Source organism: Streptomyces sp. NPDC057939, assembly GCF_042887545.1.
Classification (GTDB): domain Bacteria; phylum Actinomycetota; class Actinomycetes; order Streptomycetales; family Streptomycetaceae; genus Streptomyces.
Genome location: NZ_JBHVPG010000058.1, coordinates 24,045 through 42,652 on the forward strand (window position 1 = coordinate 24,045; position 18,608 = coordinate 42,652).

General features: G+C 71.8%; 19 protein-coding genes. 14 read left to right on the forward strand and 5 right to left on the reverse strand.

From position 1 onward, the window contains the following. The first annotated feature begins 20 nt into the window (after positions 1 to 20). The 12 genes from ACFVS6_RS36785 to ACFVS6_RS36840 all read left to right on the forward strand — a co-directional run bounded on the left by ACFVS6_RS36785 (position 21) and on the right by ACFVS6_RS36840 (position 9,562). The gene (locus ACFVS6_RS36785; protein WP_389710899.1) at positions 21 to 971 is read left to right on the forward strand and encodes a Rossmann-like and DUF2520 domain-containing protein; all 951 of its coding nucleotides are present in this window, start codon (positions 21 to 23) and stop codon (positions 969 to 971) included. After that, positions 968 to 1,963, forward strand: a complete 996-nt coding sequence (panC, locus tag ACFVS6_RS36790; protein ID WP_389710900.1) for a pantoate--beta-alanine ligase — start codon at positions 968 to 970, stop codon at positions 1,961 to 1,963. The genes ACFVS6_RS36785 and panC overlap by 4 nt, the downstream gene beginning before the upstream one ends. Next, positions 1,960 to 3,711 (forward strand): L-aspartate oxidase, encoded by a 1,752-nt coding sequence (locus ACFVS6_RS36795; protein WP_389710901.1) that lies wholly within the window; start codon positions 1,960 to 1,962, stop codon positions 3,709 to 3,711. Before panC ends, ACFVS6_RS36795 begins: the two co-directional genes overlap by 4 nt. Position 3,712: 1 nt before the next feature. Next, positions 3,713 to 4,681 carry a carboxylating nicotinate-nucleotide diphosphorylase gene (gene nadC / locus ACFVS6_RS36800; protein WP_388904562.1) on the forward strand — a complete coding sequence of 323 codons (969 nt, stop codon included), beginning with the start codon at positions 3,713 to 3,715 and terminating at the stop codon, positions 4,679 to 4,681. 3 nt (positions 4,682 to 4,684) lie between these two features. After that, complete coding sequence (locus ACFVS6_RS36805; RefSeq protein WP_389710902.1) at positions 4,685 to 5,494, forward strand: type III pantothenate kinase; 810 nt, start codon at positions 4,685 to 4,687, stop codon at positions 5,492 to 5,494. 187 nt (positions 5,495 to 5,681) lie between these two features. Next, entirely contained in the window at positions 5,682 to 6,434 is a 753-nt protein-coding gene (locus ACFVS6_RS36810; RefSeq protein ID WP_389710903.1) for a GntR family transcriptional regulator, read from the forward strand. Between the two features lie 172 nt (positions 6,435 to 6,606). Beyond that, the gene (locus ACFVS6_RS36815) at positions 6,607 to 6,801 is read left to right on the forward strand and encodes a DUF397 domain-containing protein (protein ID WP_281211138.1); all 195 of its coding nucleotides are present in this window, start codon (positions 6,607 to 6,609) and stop codon (positions 6,799 to 6,801) included. A 197-nt stretch (positions 6,802 to 6,998) separates the two neighbouring features. After that, positions 6,999 to 7,634 carry a hypothetical protein gene (locus ACFVS6_RS36820; RefSeq protein ID WP_389710904.1) on the forward strand — a complete coding sequence of 212 codons (636 nt, stop codon included), beginning with the start codon at positions 6,999 to 7,001 and terminating at the stop codon, positions 7,632 to 7,634. Positions 7,635 to 7,776: 142 nt separating this feature from the next. Continuing rightward, entirely contained in the window at positions 7,777 to 7,944 is a 168-nt protein-coding gene (locus ACFVS6_RS36825; RefSeq protein ID WP_362882126.1) for a hypothetical protein, read from the forward strand. A 124-nt stretch (positions 7,945 to 8,068) separates the two neighbouring features. Further along, positions 8,069 to 8,521, forward strand: coding sequence for a BlaI/MecI/CopY family transcriptional regulator (locus tag ACFVS6_RS36830; RefSeq protein ID WP_389710905.1), 453 nt, complete (start codon positions 8,069 to 8,071; stop codon positions 8,519 to 8,521). Between the two features lie 9 nt (positions 8,522 to 8,530). Next, positions 8,531 to 9,061, forward strand: coding sequence for an amino-acid N-acetyltransferase (locus ACFVS6_RS36835; RefSeq protein ID WP_389710906.1), 531 nt, complete (start codon positions 8,531 to 8,533; stop codon positions 9,059 to 9,061). Positions 9,062 to 9,226: 165 nt separating this feature from the next. Beyond that, the gene (locus ACFVS6_RS36840) at positions 9,227 to 9,562 is read left to right on the forward strand and encodes an Lsr2 family protein (RefSeq protein ID WP_281211103.1); all 336 of its coding nucleotides are present in this window, start codon (positions 9,227 to 9,229) and stop codon (positions 9,560 to 9,562) included. On the opposite strand, the gene ACFVS6_RS36845 is transcribed toward ACFVS6_RS36840, so the two are convergent. Next, on the reverse strand, positions 9,544 to 10,131 hold the full coding sequence (locus ACFVS6_RS36845) for an SCO3374 family protein (RefSeq protein ID WP_389710907.1): 588 nt from the start codon (positions 10,129 to 10,131) through the stop codon (positions 9,544 to 9,546). The two genes, ACFVS6_RS36840 and ACFVS6_RS36845, sit on opposite strands and share 19 nt — an antisense overlap. Before the next feature lie 450 nt (positions 10,132 to 10,581). Between ACFVS6_RS36845 and ACFVS6_RS36850 the strand changes: the two genes are divergently transcribed. Both ACFVS6_RS36850 and ACFVS6_RS36855 read left to right on the forward strand, forming a co-directional pair. After that, positions 10,582 to 13,107 (forward strand): ATP-dependent Clp protease ATP-binding subunit, encoded by a 2,526-nt coding sequence (locus ACFVS6_RS36850; protein WP_388904553.1) that lies wholly within the window; start codon positions 10,582 to 10,584, stop codon positions 13,105 to 13,107. A 747-nt stretch (positions 13,108 to 13,854) separates the two neighbouring features. Beyond that, positions 13,855 to 14,478 carry a M23 family metallopeptidase gene (locus ACFVS6_RS36855; protein ID WP_389710908.1) on the forward strand — a complete coding sequence of 208 codons (624 nt, stop codon included), beginning with the start codon at positions 13,855 to 13,857 and terminating at the stop codon, positions 14,476 to 14,478. 66 nt (positions 14,479 to 14,544) lie between these two features. On the opposite strand, the gene ACFVS6_RS36860 is transcribed toward ACFVS6_RS36855, so the two are convergent. The 4 genes from ACFVS6_RS36860 to ACFVS6_RS36875 all read right to left on the reverse strand — a co-directional run bounded on the left by ACFVS6_RS36860 (position 14,545) and on the right by ACFVS6_RS36875 (position 18,543). Beyond that, the gene (locus tag ACFVS6_RS36860; protein ID WP_389710909.1) at positions 14,545 to 15,741 is read right to left on the reverse strand and encodes a LamG-like jellyroll fold domain-containing protein; all 1,197 of its coding nucleotides are present in this window, start codon (positions 15,739 to 15,741) and stop codon (positions 14,545 to 14,547) included. A gap of 108 nt (positions 15,742 to 15,849) precedes the next feature. Further along, a complete protein-coding gene (gene cseC, locus ACFVS6_RS36865) occupies positions 15,850 to 17,166 on the reverse strand; it encodes a two-component system sensor histidine kinase CseC (protein ID WP_389710910.1) in 1,317 nt (438 codons plus the stop codon). Next, positions 17,163 to 17,876: a two-component system response regulator CseB gene (cseB, locus tag ACFVS6_RS36870; protein WP_389710911.1), complete on the reverse strand. Its 714-nt coding sequence runs from the start codon at positions 17,874 to 17,876 to the stop codon at positions 17,163 to 17,165. Before cseB ends, cseC begins: the two co-directional genes overlap by 4 nt. A gap of 13 nt (positions 17,877 to 17,889) precedes the next feature. Continuing rightward, entirely contained in the window at positions 17,890 to 18,543 is a 654-nt protein-coding gene (locus ACFVS6_RS36875; RefSeq protein ID WP_389710912.1) for a hypothetical protein, read from the reverse strand. Between the last annotated feature and the right edge of the window lie 65 nt (positions 18,544 to 18,608).

Consider the following 18,608-nt stretch of genomic DNA (forward strand, 5'->3'; position numbering starts at 1 on the left):
GAACGGAAGGCATTCCCCGCGTGAACGCACCCCATCAGACGGAGCCCCGGGATCCGTCCGACCGCCCCGCCCGGCTCGCCGTCGGCGTTGTCGGCGCCGGTCGCGTCGGCCCCGCCCTGGCCCGGGCCCTCCAGCAGGCCGGACACCGGCCCGTCGCCGTGTCCGCCGTCTCGGACGCCTCCGTGCGCCGCGCGGAACGGATGCTGCCCGACGTACCGGTCGTGCCACCCGCCCAGGTGCTGGAGCGGGCCGACCTGGTCCTGCTGACCGTCCCCGACGACACCCTGCCGGGCCTCGTCGAGGGACTCGCCGAGACCGGGGCCGTCCGGCCCGGCCAGCTCCTCGTGCACACCTCCGGCCGGTACGGAACCTCCGTGCTGGACCCGGCCCGCCGGGCGGGCGCCCTCCCGCTGGCCCTGCACCCCGCGATGACGTTCACCGGCACCGAGGTCGACGTGCAACGCCTGGCGGGCTGCTCCTTCGGCGTGACCGCCCCCGACGAGCTGCGGCTCGCCGCGGAGGCCCTGGTCATCGAGATGGGCGGGGAACCCGAGTGGATCGCGGAGGGCGACCGTCCGCTCTACCACGCCGCTCTCGCCCTCGGCGCGAACCACCTGGTCACCCTCGTCGCGCAGTCGATGGAGCTGCTGGCCAGGGCGGGCGTCGAACACCCCGACCGGATGCTCGGCCCGCTGCTCGGCGCGGCCCTCGACAACGCGCTGCGCTCCGGCGACGCCGCCCTCACCGGGCCCGTCGCCCGCGGTGACGCCGGTACCGTCGCCGCGCACGTGTCGGAACTGCGCAAGCACGCCCCGGCCACCGTCCCCGGATACCTGGCGATGGCCCGCACCACCGCGGACCGGGCCCTCGCGCACGGCCTGCTCAAGCCCGAACTCGCCGAGGACCTGCTGGGCGTCCTCGCGGACACCGGCGCCGAGGACACCGCCGAACCGGAGGGTGACGAGCGATGACCGGCCCACTGCTGCTGAACACCGCCGAAGAGCTCGAAAAGCTCCCCCGGAACGGCCGCCGCGCCGTCGTGATGACCATGGGCGCCCTCCACGAGGGCCACGCCACCTTGATCCGCACCGCCCGCGAGGAAGCGGGACCGCGGGGCCAGGTCGTGGTGACCGTCTTCGTGAACCCGCTCCAGTTCGGCGCGAACGAGGACCTCGACCGCTACCCCCGCACCCTCGACGCCGACCTCGCGATCTGCGGGGAGGCCGGCGCCGACGCCGTCTTCGCGCCCTCCGTCGACGAGGTCTACCCGGGCGGCGCCCCACAGGTACGGGTGGCGGCCGGGCCCATGGGCGAACGCCTCGAAGGGGCCACCCGCCCCGGCCACTTCGACGGCATGCTCACCGTCGTCGCGAAGCTGCTCCACCTCACCCGCCCCGACCTGGCCCTCTTCGGCCAGAAGGACGCCCAGCAACTGGCCCTGATCCGGCGCATGGTGACCGACCTGAACTTCCCCGTCGAGGTGGCCGGCGTACCGACCGTCCGCGAGGACGACGGCCTCGCGCTGTCGTCCCGCAACCGCTACCTCTCCGCCGAGGAGCGGCGCACGGCCCTGGCCCTGTCCCGGGCCCTGTTCGCCGGCCGCGACCGGCTCGCCGCCCAGGCCGCGCTGCGCGCCCGCGCCGAGGCCGCCCCCGCGAGCGACGAGCGGGCGACGGCCCTGGCCCGGCTCGGCGAGATCCGGGCCTCCGCCGACGCGCACGCCGTGTCGGCGGCGGGTTCCGGGCTGCCGGACGCCGTACGGGCCGCAGCCCGCCACGTCCTGGAGGAGGCGGGCCGTCACGAGCCGCCGCTGGTGCTGGACTACCTGGCGCTGGTCGACCCCCGGGACTTCGCCGACGTCGGCCACGGCTTCACCGGACGGGCCGTACTGGCCGTCGCGGCGAAGGTCGGCACGACCCGGCTGATCGACAACATCCCATTGGAATTCGGAGCACACGCGTGAGCACCACAGGCAGAGGCACCGCGCCCGACAGCGGCAAGGGAACCGGCATACGGCTGCACGCCCCGGCGCCCGGCTGGGCCGTCGAAGCGGACGTCGTGGTCGTCGGATCCGGCGTCGCGGGACTGACCGCGGCGCTGCGCTGCGCCGCCGCGGGCCGCCGTACGGTCGTGGTCACCAAGGCACGGCTCGACGACGGCTCCACCCGCTGGGCGCAGGGCGGCATCGCCGCGGCGCTCGGCGACGGCGACACCCCCGAGCAGCACCTGGACGACACGCTCGTCGCGGGCGCGGGCCTGTGCGACGAGGCGGCCGTCCGGCTCCTCGTCACCGAGGGACCGGACGCGGTGCGCCGGCTCATCGCGACCGGCGCCGTCTTCGACACCTCCGCGGAGACCGGCGAGATAGAGCTGACCCGCGAGGGCGGCCACCACCGGCGCCGGATCGCGCACGCGGGCGGCGACGCCACCGGCGCCGAGATCTCCCGGGCCCTGGTCGAGGCGGTCCACGCGGCCGGCATCGAGACGGTGGAGAACGCGCTCGTCCTGGACCTCCTCCAGGACGCCGCCGGCCGTACGGCCGGCGTCACCCTGCACGTGATGGGCGAGGGCCAGCACGACGGCGTCGGCGCCGTCCACGCCCCGGCCGTGATCCTCGCGACCGGCGGCATGGGCCAGGTCTTCTCCGCGACGACCAACCCCTCGGTCTCCACGGGCGACGGCGTCGCCCTCGCCCTGCGCGCGGGAGCCGAGGTCTCCGACCTCGAATTCGTGCAGTTCCACCCGACCGTGCTGTTCCTCGGCGCGGACGCCGAAGGCCAGCAGCCCCTGGTGTCGGAGGCGGTCCGCGGCGAGGGCGCCCACCTCGTCGACGCCGACGGGGTCCGCTTCATGACCGGGCAGCACGAGCTGGCCGAGCTGGCCCCGCGCGACATCGTCGCCAAGGGCATCATGCGCCGCATGCAGGAGCAGGGCGCCCAGCACATGTACCTCGACGCCCGGCACTTCGGCGCGGAGATGTGGGAGCAGCGCTTCCCGACGATCCTGGCGGCCTGCCGGTCCCACGGCATCGACCCGGTGACGGAGCCGATCCCGGTCGCGCCGGCCGCGCACTACGCCTCCGGCGGCGTCCGTACGGACCTCCAGGGCCGCACCACGGTCCCCGGCCTGTACGCGTGCGGCGAGGTGGCCTGCACGGGCGTGCACGGCGCGAACCGGCTGGCCTCGAACTCCCTCCTGGAGGGCCTGGTCTTCGCCGAGCGGATCGCCGACGACATCGTCGCCCGCACGCCCTCCGGCAGCCGCCCGGAGACCCCGGCACCCGCCACCGGCCCCCTCCAGCCGGCCGAGGCCCGCCACGAGGTCCAGCGGATCATGACGGAGGGCGCGGGCGTGCTCCGCTCCGCCTCCTCGCTGGCCGAGGCCGCCGAGGCCCTGGAGACCCTGTACACGAGGGCGCTCGGCGAGCTGGAGAGCCACGGCAAGACGGCCGTACCGGGGGTGGAGACCTGGGAGGCGACCAACCTGCTGTGCGTGGCCCGCGTCCTGGTCGCCGCCGCCCAGCGGCGCGCGGAGACCCGCGGCTGCCACTGGCGCGAGGACCACCCCGACCGGGACGACGCCGACTGGCGCCGCCACCTCGTGGTGCGACTGTCGGCGACGGAGAAGCGCGCCCTGGTCGTCACCCCCACCGACTCCGCGGACTTCCCGTCCGTGGACGTCCCCCTCAACCCCCCGAGCATGGAGCAGTGACGTGAGCACCCCCGAACTTCCCCTGATCGACCAGAACGAAGGCGGCTGCGGCGACGACTGCGGCTGCGGCGAGGGCGAGGAGTCCGGCCTGGACCCGGCGCTGGCGCAGCTGCTGGAGGACGCGGGCCTGGACCCGATCGAGGTCGAGGACATCGCGCACATGGCGCTGTCCGAGGACCTGGACGGCGGCGTCGACGTCACCACCGTCGCCACCGTCCCCGAGGAGGCCGAGGCCATCGCCGACTTCGTGGCCCGCGAGGACGGCGTGGTGGCGGGACTGCGCATCGCCGAGGCCGTGTTCTCCGTCGTCTGCACCGAGTCCTTCGAGGTCGAGCGGCACGCCGAGGACGGCGACCGGGTCGCGAAGGGCGACGTCCTGCTGTCCGTCCGCGCCCGCACCCGGGACCTGTTGACCGCCGAGCGCAGCGCACTGAACATCCTGTGCCGGCTGTCGGGCATCGCGACGGCCACCCGCCGCTGGGCGGACGTCCTGGAGGGCACCGACGCCAAGGTCCGCGACACCCGCAAGACCACGCCCGGCCTGCGCTCCCTGGAGAAGTACGCGGTCCGCTGCGGCGGCGGCGTCAACCACCGCATGTCGCTGTCGGACGCGGCGCTCGTCAAGGACAACCACGTGATCGCCGCGGGCGGCATCGCGCAGGCCTTCAAGGCCGTCCGCGAGGCCTTCCCGGAGGTGCCGGTCGAGGTCGAGGCCGACACGATGGACCAGGTCCGCGAGGTCGTGGACGCGGGCGCCGACCTGATCCTGCTGGACAACTTCACCGTCGAGCAGACCAAGGAGGCCGTCGCCTTCGTCGCCGGCCGCGCCACCCTGGAGTCCTCGGGCCGGCTCACCCTGGAGACGGCCCGCGGCTACGCGGAGACCGGCGTGGACTACCTGGCGGTCGGCGGCCTGACGCACTCCTCGCCGATCCTGGACATCGGGCTCGACCTGCGCGAGGCGGTGTAAGCGGTGCTCCTCACCATCGACGTGGGCAACACCCACACGGTCCTGGGCCTGTTCGACGGTGACGAGATCGTCGAGCACTGGCGCATCTCGACCGACCCGCGCCGGACGGCCGACGAGCTGGCCGTCCTGATGCAGGGCCTGATGGGGATGCACCCGATGCTCGGCACGGAGCTGGGCGACGGCATCCACGGCATCGCGATCTGCGCGACGGTGCCCTCCGTCCTGCACGAGCTGCGCGAGGTCACCCGCCGCTACTACGGTGACGTCCCGGCGGTGTTGGTGGAGCCCGGCACGAAGACGGGCGTGCCGATCCTGATGGACAACCCGAAGGAGGTCGGCGCGGACCGCATCGTGAACGCGGTCGCCGCCGCCGAGCTGTACGGGGGCCCGGCGATCGTCGTCGACTTCGGTACGGCCACCACCTTCGACGCGGTGTCCGCGAAGGGCGAGTACGTGGGCGGGGTGATCTCCCCGGGCATCGAGATCTCGATGGAGGCGCTCGGCGTGCGCGGGGCGCAACTGCGCAAGATCGAGCTGGCCCGGCCGCGGAACGTCATCGGCAAGTCCACGGTCGAGGCCATGCAGGCCGGCGTGGTCTACGGGTTCGCGGGCCAGGTCGACGGCATCGTCGCCCGCATGGCGAAGGAGCTCGCGGGCCCGGGCGGCGACCCGGACGACGTGCGCGTCATCGCGACGGGCGGGCTCGCCCCGATCGTCCTCGGCGAGTCCTCGGCGATCGACGACCACGAGCCGTGGCTGACGCTGATCGGCCTGCGGCTGGTGTACGAGCGCAACGCGCCCAAGTTCGCCTGACGCCCGACGCTCGACGCCGACGGTGGTGCGTCCGCCCACCGGCCCCCGCCCGCAGCCCGGGCGGGGGCCGTCGTGCGCGCCGGCCCTCCGCGGCGACCTCACCCCCGGTCAGGTCGATCCGTCAGCTTCGACCTGATGGGTTAGCTTGGGCGGCGTCGTCGGACGCACAGGCTCCCGAGGTGACCAAATGCCCCGTGAATCACCGTACTTGCAGGTGGTCGACTCGCTCCGGTCCCGGATCGAGGCGGGCGAGTGGGAGGTCGGCGACCGGCTCCCCTCCCGCGCCCGGTTCGCCCGCGAGTACCTCGTCGGGCAGAACGTCACCCAACGGGCGATGGAACAGCTGATCATCGAGGGCTTCCTGGAGGGCCGCGCAGGCTCCGGCACGTACGTCCGCACCCCGCGCCGGCGGATGCGGATGCTCCGCACCCGCCGACGGGTCCCCGGCGCCGGCAACGCCTTCCGGACCGAGGCGGCAGCGCACGGCATCGCAGCCTCCTGGGACTCCAGGACCGTCCCGCGGGTACCGGCCCCCGAACGCATCGCGGCCCGGCTGGCCATCGCGCCGGGCGACCCGTGCGTGATGACCCGCTACGAGTTCATGGCCGACGGCAGCCCCGCCGAACTCTCCGAGTCCTGGGAGCCGTTGGCGATCACCTCCGGAACCCCCGTCGTACTGCCCGAGGTGGGCGACCTGCGCGGTGCGGGCGTCGTCGCGCGGATGCGGTCCATCGGCATCACCGTCACCTCCGTGGTGGAGGTCCCGCGCCCGTCCCGGGCGAACCAGGACCGGGCCAACCTGCTCGGCGTCAGCCTCGGCGCGTTGATCACCGAGATCGAGCGCACCTACTTCGACAGCGAGGGCCGCCCCGTCGAAACCGCCGACCTGGTCGTCCCGGACTCCCGCTACGAGATCGCGTACGCCTTCCCCGTGGAATGACGGCCCGGATCGACCCCCGCATTCCGCCCGGATACCCGGGGCGCGGACCTCGCGTACGGCGTTGGTAATTTTTGCGCTGTGATTTTGACGGAAATGGCCGGAGTGCGACTCCACCGGCGATAGCGTGCCGGTCGAGAACCACACGAACCTAGTCCACGGCGGAGGAGACACCATGACCGAGAACGCCGCCCGGCCTGCCTGGCAGAAGTCGTCCTACTGCGGCGACGGGGACGCCTGCGTCTACGTCGCGGCCGCCCCGGGACGGCTCGTACGGGTCGCGGACCGGGCCGACCCGGCGCACCTCGTGATGGCCACCACCCACGCCGCCTGGGCCGATTTCCTGCGGTCCGTGAAGACGACCGGCTGACGGCCGACCGGAAACCGCCCGCACCGGGAGCGGGCGGCGGACGGTTCGAGGGCCGACCGGGCCCGGAACCCGGCGCGCCGACGAAGCCTCGCCGCGGCCCTCGCCGCGGCCCCCGCCAGGGTCCGGCCACGGTTCCCGCCGCGCCGAAATTCCCCACCATGGGGGGATTTTGTCCGATTAGCGCGTATCTTCGGCGCATGCCCACGCCCTACGGATCCCGCGGCGGCATGGCGTTCGGCGCCGCCGAGCTGCTCGTGCTCAGGCGCCTCCTCGCCCACGCCCTCCAGCCCTCCTCGGCCCCCCTGACGGCCGCCGAGGTCCAGGACTGCCTGCGCCTCGCGGCGTCGGTGGACGACGCGGTAGCGGAGGCGGGCCGGCTCAGAGCCTTCCTGCTGGCCGATCTGGCCCGCTACCGGGACGCCCTCCCCGGCAGCCTCCCCGGCTACCTGGAGCTGCTCCAGGACGCCCTGGCCGCCGGGTACGAGCCGGTCCCGGACGACCTCGCGGCCCTGCGCGCCCTGCGCGGCAACCCCGTCGCCGCCGCGGTCCTGGCACGGGCCCGGACCGTCGCGGAGCGCTCCGTGCGCCGCCGCCTGTCGGCCGCCGCGCCCGCACCCCGCACCCGGCTGCTGGCCCTGGCCGGCGGCCGCGAGGAGCCCCGCTCCGCCGGCTCGCCGCCCCCCGGGCAGCCCGGCCCGAAGCCGACCCCGGACCGCAAGCCCGAGGAGCCGCGCCCCGCGCAGCCCGCACGACCCGTCCCGACGCCCGGCGAGGTCTTCCCGCCGCGCCGCAAGCCCACCCCGCCCCCGGCTGCCGGCCGCGCCGTCGGGTAGGGCCTGTCGTCGAGGTGCCGTCCGCCTCGCGGTGTCCGGCACGGGCGTCACGGATCCGCCCCGCGACGCCCGTGCCGGATGCCGTGCCGGACACCGCGACCCGGCAGGTCCTTGCGCACCCGGCACTGGCTACGCTGGGGGCATGGACTACGTATCCGCTCTCGTGCCCCCCGTCGTGATGGCCGCGTTCTTCATCGCTCTCGTCGTGACGATCGTGAAGAGCCAGGGCGGTGCCAACAAGAACAAGGAAGACGCCGCCGTCGACGCCGTGATCGCCCGCGCCGAGGCCGCCCAGCAGCCGCAGAAGTAACGGGGCCGCCCGCGGCCCGACCGACCGCGTCGGGCGCCCCGGCGAGGGCCGCCCGACGGGTTTGGCCGCGCGTTGCCCGACGAATGGTCGGGCAATTCGGTCGATTCCGCACTATCGTGCTGTTGTGCCTCGCCCCTTGGGAGAACTCGAAGACGCAGTCATGACGCGGGTGTGGCAGTGGAACCGCCCGGTCACCGTTCGGGAAGTCCTGGAAGACCTCCAGCAGGAACGGTCCATCGCGTACACCACGGTCATGACGGTTATGGACAATCTCCATCAGAAGGGCTGGGTCCGCCGGGAAGCCGAAGGCCGCGCCTATAGATATACGGCGGTCTCCACCCGCGCCGCCTACTCGGCCGCACTGATGAACGAAGCCTGGTCCACCAGTGACAGCCCGGCCGCCGCTCTTGTCGCCTTCTTCGGCATGATGTCGCAGGAACAGCGCGAAGCCCTACGCGATGCCATGCGCGTGGTTCAGCACGACGATGCCGGGACTCCCGCGGATCCCGAGCCGGCACCCGCCCCCGCCGAACCGGAAGGGGAGTCCGACGCACAGGAACCCGAGCCGGGGCGATAGCGTCCGGGTATGGGAGAGCTTTCCGCCGCAGACGTGAAAACAGTGACCATCCGCCGAGCGCGCACCCGTGATGTTCCGGCGCTGCGCCGCCTGCTCGACCAGTACGTGCAGCAGCGGATCCTCCTCGACAAAGCCCCCGTGGTCCTTTACGAGGACATCCAGGAGTTCTGGGTCGCGGAACGCGACGGTGACGGGCAGGTCGTGGGGTGCGGGGCTCTCCACGTCATGTGGGAAGACCTCGCGGAAGTACGCACACTCGCCGTCGACCGCGAGTTGAAGGGCGGCGGCGTCGGGCATCTGGTGCTCGCCAAGTTGTTGGAGACGGCCCGTCTGCTCGGGGTGAGCCGGGTATTCTGCCTGACCTTCGAAGTGGACTTCTTCGCGAAGCACGGCTTCGTCGAGATCGGCGAGACCCCGGTCGAGACCGATGTCTACATGGAGCTCCTGCGTTCCTATGACGAGGGTGTCGCCGAGTTCCTCGGTCTCGAACGAGTGAAGCCGAACACCTTGGGCAACAGTCGGATGCTTCTGCACCTGTGAACGATCACAGCGGCATTTTCCGGGCCCGGACGCCCTGTGGCCTATGTCCGAATCGCGCACGTTTCCCGCCTTGTTGAGGTCCTGAACCTCTCACCGGGGGTTTGTGTTTTCCAGGCAAAAGCGGTTTCCTTTCCGCGTACTGCATTTTCGATGAAAGGAAATCCGGTGGCACAGAAGGTTCAGGTCCTTCTTGTCGACGACCTCGACGGTGGCGAGGCGGACGAGACCGTGACGTTCGCTCTGGATGGCAAGACCTACGAGATCGACCTCACCACCGCCAACGCTGAAAAGCTCCGCGGGCTGCTCGACCCGTACGCCAAGAGCGGCCGCCGCACCGGCGGGCGCGCGTCCGCCGGCCGCACGAAGGGCCGCGCCGCGGCTTCCTCCGGCAGCCCGGACACCGCCGAGATCCGCGCGTGGGCCAAGGCCCAGGGTCTCAGCGTGAACGATCGCGGCCGCGTACCGGCCGAGATCCGAGAGGCCTACGAAGCCAGGGGCTGAGGCGTACGCCGCCACAGGCGGGCGCGGTGGCATTCCGTCGCCGCCGCGGCCACCAGTAGTACGAGGCCGGGACCGGCGCTCCGTCCGGAACCGGCGCCCTGCCCGGGAGCGGGCAGGGACGGCAGCGATGCCTCGCACCCCAGCTCGGGGGGCCGCAGCCAGACGGCGGCCCCCCGAGGGCTTTGCGCCCACCCGGGCGGTACGGGAGCGGTGATCCTGCCCCCGGAACCGACGGCGGTGAGGTCGAGGGGCACCCCGCCCCACTCCAGCCAGTCGAGCAGCCCCTCCAGCTCCTCGGCGGAGCCCGGAGCGACCAGGAAGCGCATCCTGCGCCCCATCAGCGCCACCGGACCGGTGGGCACGGGCCTGCGCAGCACCTCGGCCCCGGCGTCCGCCGGTAGCTCCAGCACGTCGAACCGGAGACCGGTGACGAGCTGTGCGGGAGACCCGGCGGCGAGCTTCCAGCCGAGGACGCGCTCGTACCAGTGGGACCACGGGGCGCACACGTCCCGCTCGGTCGGGACGCGGGGTGGCGGCACGACGACGGAGCTGATCGGGCTGACGGCCATGCCCGAGCAACTCCGCGGAACGCTCCGGGGTTACGCAGCGCGCCGGAAACAATGCGGAACGTAAACGTCCGCAGAGTGGAGTCCCACATTCGGGACACAAGCGTGTTCGCCCGTAGCGGAGGGAACCGCGCCCATCGGCATGGAGTGTCAGTCCTTACGGGTAAGACATTCCTAGTGGATCGGGGCGACACGCTGATTTGGGCGGCTTCCGTTCGCCATCGGCGTACACGTGTGACGGGTATCTGCCTGGCCTGCGGGAACATCGTCTCGCAGGATCGGGTTGGAGCAGTAGTCGGCTCTTACAGCCGGTTTTCCTCACCGATGTGGGGGTGAGCCGTGGACGGATGTCGGCAGTTGGAATGAGCTGTCCCGCCTCACGGGACTAGCATGCGGTAGGACAGGGCGGGGACCGACCCCGAACTGCCCGACCGCTCTGAGGAGCGATAAACGATGTTCGAGAGGTTCACCGACCGCGCGCGGCGGGTTGTCGTCCTGGCTCAGGAAGAAGCCCGGATGCTCAACCACAACTACATCGGCACCGAGCACATCCTCCTGGGCTTGATCCACGAGGGTGAGGGTGTCGCCGCTAAGGCCCTGGAGAGCCTCGGGATTTCGCTCGAGGCTGTTCGCCAGCAGGTTGAGGAGATCATCGGTCAGGGGCAGCAGGCCCCGTCCGGCCACATCCCCTTCACCCCGCGGGCGAAGAAGGTCCTGGAGCTTTCGCTCCGCGAGGCCCTCCAGCTCGGCCACAACTACATCGGCACCGAGCACATCCTGCTCGGCCTGATCCGCGAGGGCGAGGGCGTCGCCGCCCAGGTCCTCGTGAAGCTGGGCGCCGATCTCAACAGGGTCCGGCAGCAGGTCATCCAGCTGCTTTCCGGCTACACCGGAGGCGGCAAGGAGTCGGCCACGGCAGGCGGCCCGGCCGAGGGAACCCCCTCGACCTCGCTCGTCCTCGACCAGTTCGGCCGCAACCTCACGCAGGCCGCTCGCGAATCCAAGCTCGACCCGGTCATCGGGCGCGAGAAGGAGATCGAGCGGGTCATGCAGGTGCTGTCCCGCCGGACCAAGAACAACCCGGTCCTCATCGGCGAGCCCGGCGTCGGCAAGACCGCCGTCGTCGAGGGCCTGGCCCAGGCGATCGTCAAGGGCGAGGTGCCCGAGACCCTCAAGGACAAGCACCTCTACACCCTGGACCTGGGTGCGCTGGTGGCGGGTTCCCGCTACCGCGGTGACTTCGAGGAGCGCCTGAAGAAGGTCCTCAAGGAGATCCGCACCCGCGGCGACATCATCCTGTTCATCGACGAGCTCCACACCCTCGTGGGTGCGGGTGCCGCCGAGGGCGCGATCGACGCCGCGAGCATCCTGAAGCCCATGCTGGCCCGTGGTGAGCTCCAGACCATCGGCGCCACCACGCTGGACGAGTACCGCAAGCACCTTGAGAAGGACGCGGCCCTCGAGCGCCGCTTCCAGCCGATCCAGGTGGCGGAGCCTTCCCTCCCCCACACGATCGAGATCCTCAAGGGTCTGCGCGACCGCTACGAGGCCCACCACCGCGTCTCCATCACGGACGAGGCCCTCGTCCAGGCGGCGACGCTGGCGGACCGGTACATCTCGGACCGCTTCCTGCCGGACAAGGCGATCGACCTGATCGACGAGGCCGGCTCCCGGATGCGCATCCGTCGGATGACCGCGCCGCCGGACCTCCGCGAGTTCGACGAGAAGATCGCGGGCGTGCGCCGCGACAAGGAGTCGGCCATCGACTCCCAGGACTTCGAGAAGGCGGCTTCGCTCCGTGATTCGGAGAAGCAGCTGCTCGCCGCGAAGGCCAAGCGCGAGAAGGAATGGAAGGCCGGCGACATGGACGTCGTCGCCGAGGTCGACGGCGAGCTCATCGCCGAAGTCCTCGCGACCGCGACCGGCATTCCCGTCTTCAAGCTCACGGAGGAGGAGTCTTCCCGCCTCCTGCGCATGGAGGACGAGCTCCACCGTCGCGTCATCGGCCAGAAGGACGCCATCAAGGCGCTCTCCCAGGCCATCCGCCGCACCCGTGCGGGTCTGAAGGACCCGAAGCGTCCCGGTGGCTCGTTCATCTTCGCCGGCCCGTCCGGTGTCGGTAAGACCGAGCTCTCCAAGACGCTCGCCGAATTCCTCTTCGGTGACGAGGACGCGCTGATCTCCCTCGACATGTCGGAGTTCAGCGAGAAGCACACGGTTTCGCGTCTCTTCGGTTCGCCCCCCGGCTACGTGGGCTACGAGGAGGGCGGCCAGCTGACCGAGAAGGTCCGCCGGAAGCCGTTCTCCGTCGTCCTCTTCGACGAGGTCGAGAAGGCGCACCCGGATATCTTCAATTCCCTTCTCCAGATCCTGGAGGACGGTCGCCTGACCGACTCCCAGGGCCGGGTCGTGGACTTCAAGAACACGGTCATCATCATGACGACCAACCTGGGTACGCGGGACATCTCCAAGGGCTTCAACCTGGGCTTCGCCGCCCAGGGCGACGTCAAGACCGGTTACGACCGGATGAAGGCGAAGGTCAACGAAGAGCTCAAGCAGCACTTCCGGCCCGAGTTCCTCAACCGCGTCGACGACACGGTCGTCTTCCACCAGCTCACGCAGGAAGACATCATCCAGATCGTCGACCTGATGATCGCCAAGGTGGACGAGCGCCTCAAGGACCGCGACATGGGCATCGAGCTCAGCGGTGACGCGAAGATGCTCCTGGCCAAGCGCGGCTACGACCCGATCATGGGTGCGCGCCCGCTGCGTCGGACCATCCAGCGCGAGATCGAGGACCTGCTGTCGGAGAAGATCCTCTTCGGCGAGCTGCGTCCCGGTCACATCGTGGTCGTCGGCGTGGAGGGTGAGGGCGAGGAAGCCAAGTTCACCTTCCGCGGCGAGGAGAAGTCGGCGCTGCCCGACCTCCCCCCGATCGAGGCCACGGGCTCGGGCCCGGACCTCTCCAAGGGTGCGTAGGCGCTAGCCGCTGGTAGCAGGACGAAGGGGCGGCCCCGGGACTTCGAGTCCCGGGGCCGCCCCTTTCCGCTGCCCGGGGGCGGGGAGCCGACGCCCGGGCCCGGGGCCCGCCTCCATGCCCGGGGGGCCGCCCCCTCGGGTTCCGGTGGCGGCGGTCCCTGTCCGCTTCCCTGTTCCCGGGACCGGCCCCCGGGGCGGGTGGGGTACGGGTTGCCGTGCCGAGCCGTGCCGAGCCGTGCCAGCCGTGCCGAGCCTTGCCCGGGCCGTTCAGCGCCGCTCGGGTGGGAGAAGGGGCAGTGCTCCCGGCCCGCCGGGCTCGGTCCGTGGCCGTGTCTTCAGGGGCCCGGGGTCGGCTCCCGGCCCGGGGGAGTGTTCGGGGTGGGGGTGGGCAGGTGAGGGCGGGGGTGTGGATACGCCGTGGGGCGTGGGGTGTTGGTCGTGGTGACCGGGGTCTCAATGGGGGTCGGGGCCCGGTGACAAGCCGCACAGAACAAATCGGACCTACTAGGACCTCTCGTAGATTTTGACGTCCCTTTTGTCCACCTACAGGCCCAGCCTGGGGGGCGTCAACAGGAAGATCGCCCTCCGGTTAGCTACGAGTCCGGGTAGTAACGGGGAGGTTTGGGGAAGTCCGGGGGCCCGGGTTACCAAGGTTGAGCAAGCCCGGCACCGACGGCTTCACCGCCGCAGAGCCGGGTCCTTTCTTGCCCGATCCACTTCCTCGTCCCCGGCCCCGGAGGTCTGCACATGTCCGCGAACCGCGTCAGCACCCGTCGTACCCGTATCGCCGTCGTCGCCACCGGACTCGGTGCGGCACTGGCTCTCGGTGCCGGAGCGAACGTGGCCCTCGCCGACGCGGCGCCGGCCGCCGTATCCGGTACCGCCGAACTGGTCGCCGTCCAGGCGCAGGCGCAGGCCAAGGCCGCCGCCAAGGCCGCCGGTGGCAAGAACACCACCTGGAAGAAGCCGGTCAAGCGCTACACGCTCTCCGCGACCTACGGCAAGGGCGGCAGCATGTGGTCGCACAAGCACTCCGGCCAGGACTTCGCCGTTCCCGTCGGCACCCCGGTGGCCGCCGCTGCCGCCGGCACCGTCGTCAAGGCCGGCCCGAACGGTGGCGGCGACGGCCCCGCCTACGGCAACGCCGTCGTGATCAAGCACGCGAACAACAAGTACTCCCAGTACGCCCACCTGTCGAAGATCCAGGTCCGGATCGGCCAGAAGGTCGCCGCCGACCAGCGGATCGCGCTGTCCGGCAACACCGGCAACTCCAGCGGCCCGCACCTGCACTTCGAGATCCGCACCACCCCGAACTACGGCTCGGCCATCAACCCGGTCGCCTTCCTGCGCAACGCCGGCGTCACCCTCTGACGAACGCCGACGCCGCGCCCACCCCAGGGGCCGTAGGAGCCCCGGGGGGCGTATCCCGGCAGGGGATCAGATCAGCCACGAATGCGTCGGCCTGGTCTTCTTGTCGAGCTTGTTGTTCTTCAGCCCCGTGATCTGTTCCTGGCCCAAGGCCTGGCCGAAGACCCGGATGTGGTCCAGCGGCCCGTCCCACGCCGCACTCCAGATCCCGTGGTGGCGCGCCCGGCCCAACTGCAGCGGCCCGGGACCCGCCCAGATGCCGGAGACCTGCGCCTGGCCGACCATCCTGTCGTCCACCCAGAGCGCGATCGTCTTCTTCTCCGCGTCGTACGTACCCGTCAACAGGGCCCAGGTCCGCACGGTCTCGACGTTGTCCGCCACGACCTGCTGCGCCGTGGCCGCCTGGCCCTTGTCCCCGGTCTGAACCCGGAACACCCAGGCCTTCTTGCCGTTCACGACCTCGAAGCCCAACTCGAACGAGTACGAGACCCCGTCGCCCTGGCTCACCGCCATCCGGGAGCCCGTCTCGGCCACGTTGTAGGCGCGCGTCGAGACGGTGAAGCTCTTCGTGACGTCCACGGCCGCCTCGGCGCCCTGGGCGTACGAGTCGTCCGTGCCCTTGAACCTGACCTCGGTCCGCTTGGAGAGTTCACCCAGCGAGGCACCGGGGCCCAGGGCGATGCCCATCCGACCGTTGCGGTCGCGCAGCAGGTTCGGCTCACCGGCCACGGTGGGGGAGTCGTCCTCCGGCGCCTTCGACTCGGGGGCCTCCGACGGCTGCTCCGAGGGGCTCGGCGAGCCGGAGGCCGCCGTCGTCGGCTTGTCCACGGGTTCCCCGTCCCCCTTGAGCAGGAAGAACGCCGTCCCCGAGGCCACCAGCACGACGGCCAGGGCCCCGATCCCGATGGTCAACAGGCGGCGCTTGCGCTGCTGCGCCTCGCTGCGGTCGGCCATCGCCTGCCAGTCCGGCTGCGAGGACGAGGCGAAGGTCTCCGGAGCCGGTGCGGGTGCGAACGGCTCGGCCTGCGCGAACGGTTCCGCCGGCGGGAACACCCCCAGCGGCCGGCCGGGCTGCGGCTGCCCCTGCGGGGGCTCCTGTTGGTACGGATTGGGCTGCGCGGGCCCCGGCAGGCCGGAACCCGGCTGCCCCGAGTCCGGCCGGCCGCCGTACCCGCCGGGTATCCCCTGCGGGAATCCGTAACCGCCGCCGCTCCCGGCGGCGGGGTCGGGCTGGGGGTTGTGCGGGCGATCCGTACCGTCAGTCATGGCACGGATGCTAAAACATCGCCGTGACCGAACGAACGGCCGATGGTTCCGATACGGTCGCGATCCGCCCGGGCCCGCCCCGCCCCGCGCACGCCCCGGTGCCCCGACTCACCCCGGAAGCTGGATGATCGGGAAGCTCCCCGTCGCCGTCGGCGCGTGTTCCGGCAGCCACAGCACCGCCACCGCGCCCGCCGAGGCGCCCTCGCCCTCGGCGCCGCCCGGCGCCGCGACGTTGCGGAACGTCAGCCGGGCGCCCAACACCCGGGCCTGGCCCTCGGCGATGGTCAGGCCCAGACCGTGTCCGACGCCCGCCCGGTCCGTCGACCCGGTCCTGAAACGGCTGGGGCCCTCCCTGAGCAACGCCTCGGGGAAGCCCGGCCCGTGGTCCCGGACGCGCACGACGCGGCCCTCGATGTCGACCTGGATCGGGGGCTGCCCGTACCGCGCGGCGTTGGCCAGCAGGTTGCCGAGGATCCGCTCCAGTCGGCGGGGGTCCGTGCTGACGATCTCGTCCGCGACGATCCGTACGCCCGCCTCCGGCATCAGCGACGTCACCCGCCGGCTGACGAACTCGCCCAGTGCCACGTCCTGGAGCTCGGCCCGCTCGGACGCGCTGTCCAGCCGGGCCACCTCCAACACGTCCTCCACCAGCGCCCGAAGGGCCTGCGCGCGGTCCCGCACGAGTTCCGTCGGCCGTCCCGGGGGCAGCAGCTCCGCCGCCGTGAGCAGGCCCGTCACCGGGGTCCGCAGCTCGTGCGCGATGTCGGCGGTGACCCGCCGTTCGGCCTCCAGCCGCTGCTGGAGGGCGTCCGCCATGGCGTCCACGGCCCGCGCGAGGTCGTCCGTCTCGTCCCGTACGACGCCTCCGACGGCGTCCCGCACCCGGACCTCGGGGTCCCCGTGCGCCACGCGCTGCGCGGCGGCCGCCGCCTTGCGCAGGCGGCGCGAGATCTGGCCGCCGATGAGCACGCCGAGCGCCGAGCCGCCGATGACGACGGAGAGGGAGCCGACCAGCAGGGCCTGGTCCAGGTCGCGCACCATGTTGGCGCTCTCCCGGAAGGGGTGGTGCAGGGAGAGCACCTGACCGTTCCCGAGGGGGACGGCGGCCCACACCTCCGGCGCCTTGTGCGGGTGCTCCTGCACGTAGGTGCCGCGCCGGCCCGACCGGGCCTTCTCCCGCAACTGCGGCGGAAGGTCGGGGTCGTTGAGCTTGGCCCCCCAGATGGGCTTGCGGCCCATGTCGGCGTTGCGCGTGGCGATGTACTGGACGCGCTCCAGTTCTGCGTCGCGGGCGCTCTCCATCATCGACACGCGGGCAGCACTGTGCACGACCAGGCTCAGCGCGACCGCGGTGAGGGCGCCCACGGCGGCGATGGCGAGTGTGATCTTCCAGCGGATCCCCGTGCGGAGGGTGAAGCGCCTCATGCCTTCAGCTTGTATCCGAAGCCCCGGACCGTCTCGATCCGGTCCTGACCGATCTTGGTGCGCAGTCGTTGGACGTGGACGTCCACGACGCGGGTGTCGCCGCCCCAGTCGTAGTCCCAGACGCGCTCCAGCAGCCGGTCGCGGGAGAGCACGGTGCCGGGCGCGGACGAGAACTCCAGCAGCAGCCGCATCTCGGTCGGCGTCAGGGCGACGGGGGAGCCCGCCCGGCGGACCTCCATGCCCTCGGTGTCGACCTCCAGGTCGCCGAAGGACAGCACGCCGCGTTCCCCGTCCGGTCCCTCGCCGGCGCCGCCCTGGCCGCCGTTCTGCGGTCCGCCGGCGTGGCCGAAGCGGCGCAGCACGGCGCGGATGCGGGCGACGAGGACGGAGCCGTCGAAGGGCTTGGTGACGTAGTCGTCGGCGCCCGCCTCCAGGCCGAGGACCACGTCGATGGAGTCGGCGCGCGCCGACAGCATGATCACGGGGACGGTGGACTCGTCACGGATGCGGCGGCACAGGCTGACGCCGTCCATCCCGGGGACCATCACGTCCAGCAGGGCGATGTCGGGCCGGTCGGCCCGGAAGGACTCCAGTCCGGACAGCCCGTCGGGCATGGCGGTGACCACGAACCCGTCGCGCTCCAGCGCCAGGGTCGTGGCCTCGCGGATGACGTCGTCGTCCTCCACGAACAGCACATGGGTCTCGGCCATGCCCAGCCTCACTTCAGTTCTTCTGCGTCAGGGCCGGGGCGGGCTGACCCCCGCCGTCGACCACGTTGCTGTACTCCGTGTGCACACGGTCCTGCTCGGTGAACTTCTCCCCGCTCCAGCGGTACGTGATCACGTCCTCGCCGGAGGGATAGGCAAGGGCGTCGCCCTTGCCGTAGACCTGCTTGATGAGCATCAGGTCGCCCCGGTCGATCTCCGCGTAGACCGGGGACTGTTCGTCCGTGAACACATTCTCGTACTTCCCGCCGTCGGCCCGGTACACGTACGAGCCGAGCCCGAGCGCGTCCGCGCACGACAGGACGTTGACGACGACGTCCACGGAGCCACCGCCGGTGACCTTCCCGTAGCTCACGTCGATCGGGTACTCCTTGCCCGTGCAGGGCTTGAGGTCCCGTTTGACGGCCGGGCTGACCTTGGGGTCCGCCTTCAGCAGGGCCACCGCGTCGACCTTCTTGATGGGGCTGCCGGAGGCCGACGCGGGCGCGTTGCCGGGCGGCACGGGCGCGGTGTCCGCGTCCTGCGACGGCTTGGCCGTCCTGGCCACCTGGTCGGTGTGGGCGGGGCCGCCGTCGCGCAGCCCGCTGCCGCCCGTGGAGCAACCGACCGCGAACAGCACGGTGCCGACGAGGACGATCGTCCCCGCCGACACCAGTACGAGCGGCCCCCTCCCGGCACGGGCCGGGGGGGAGCCTCTGTCACTCAGGTCTTGGCCGT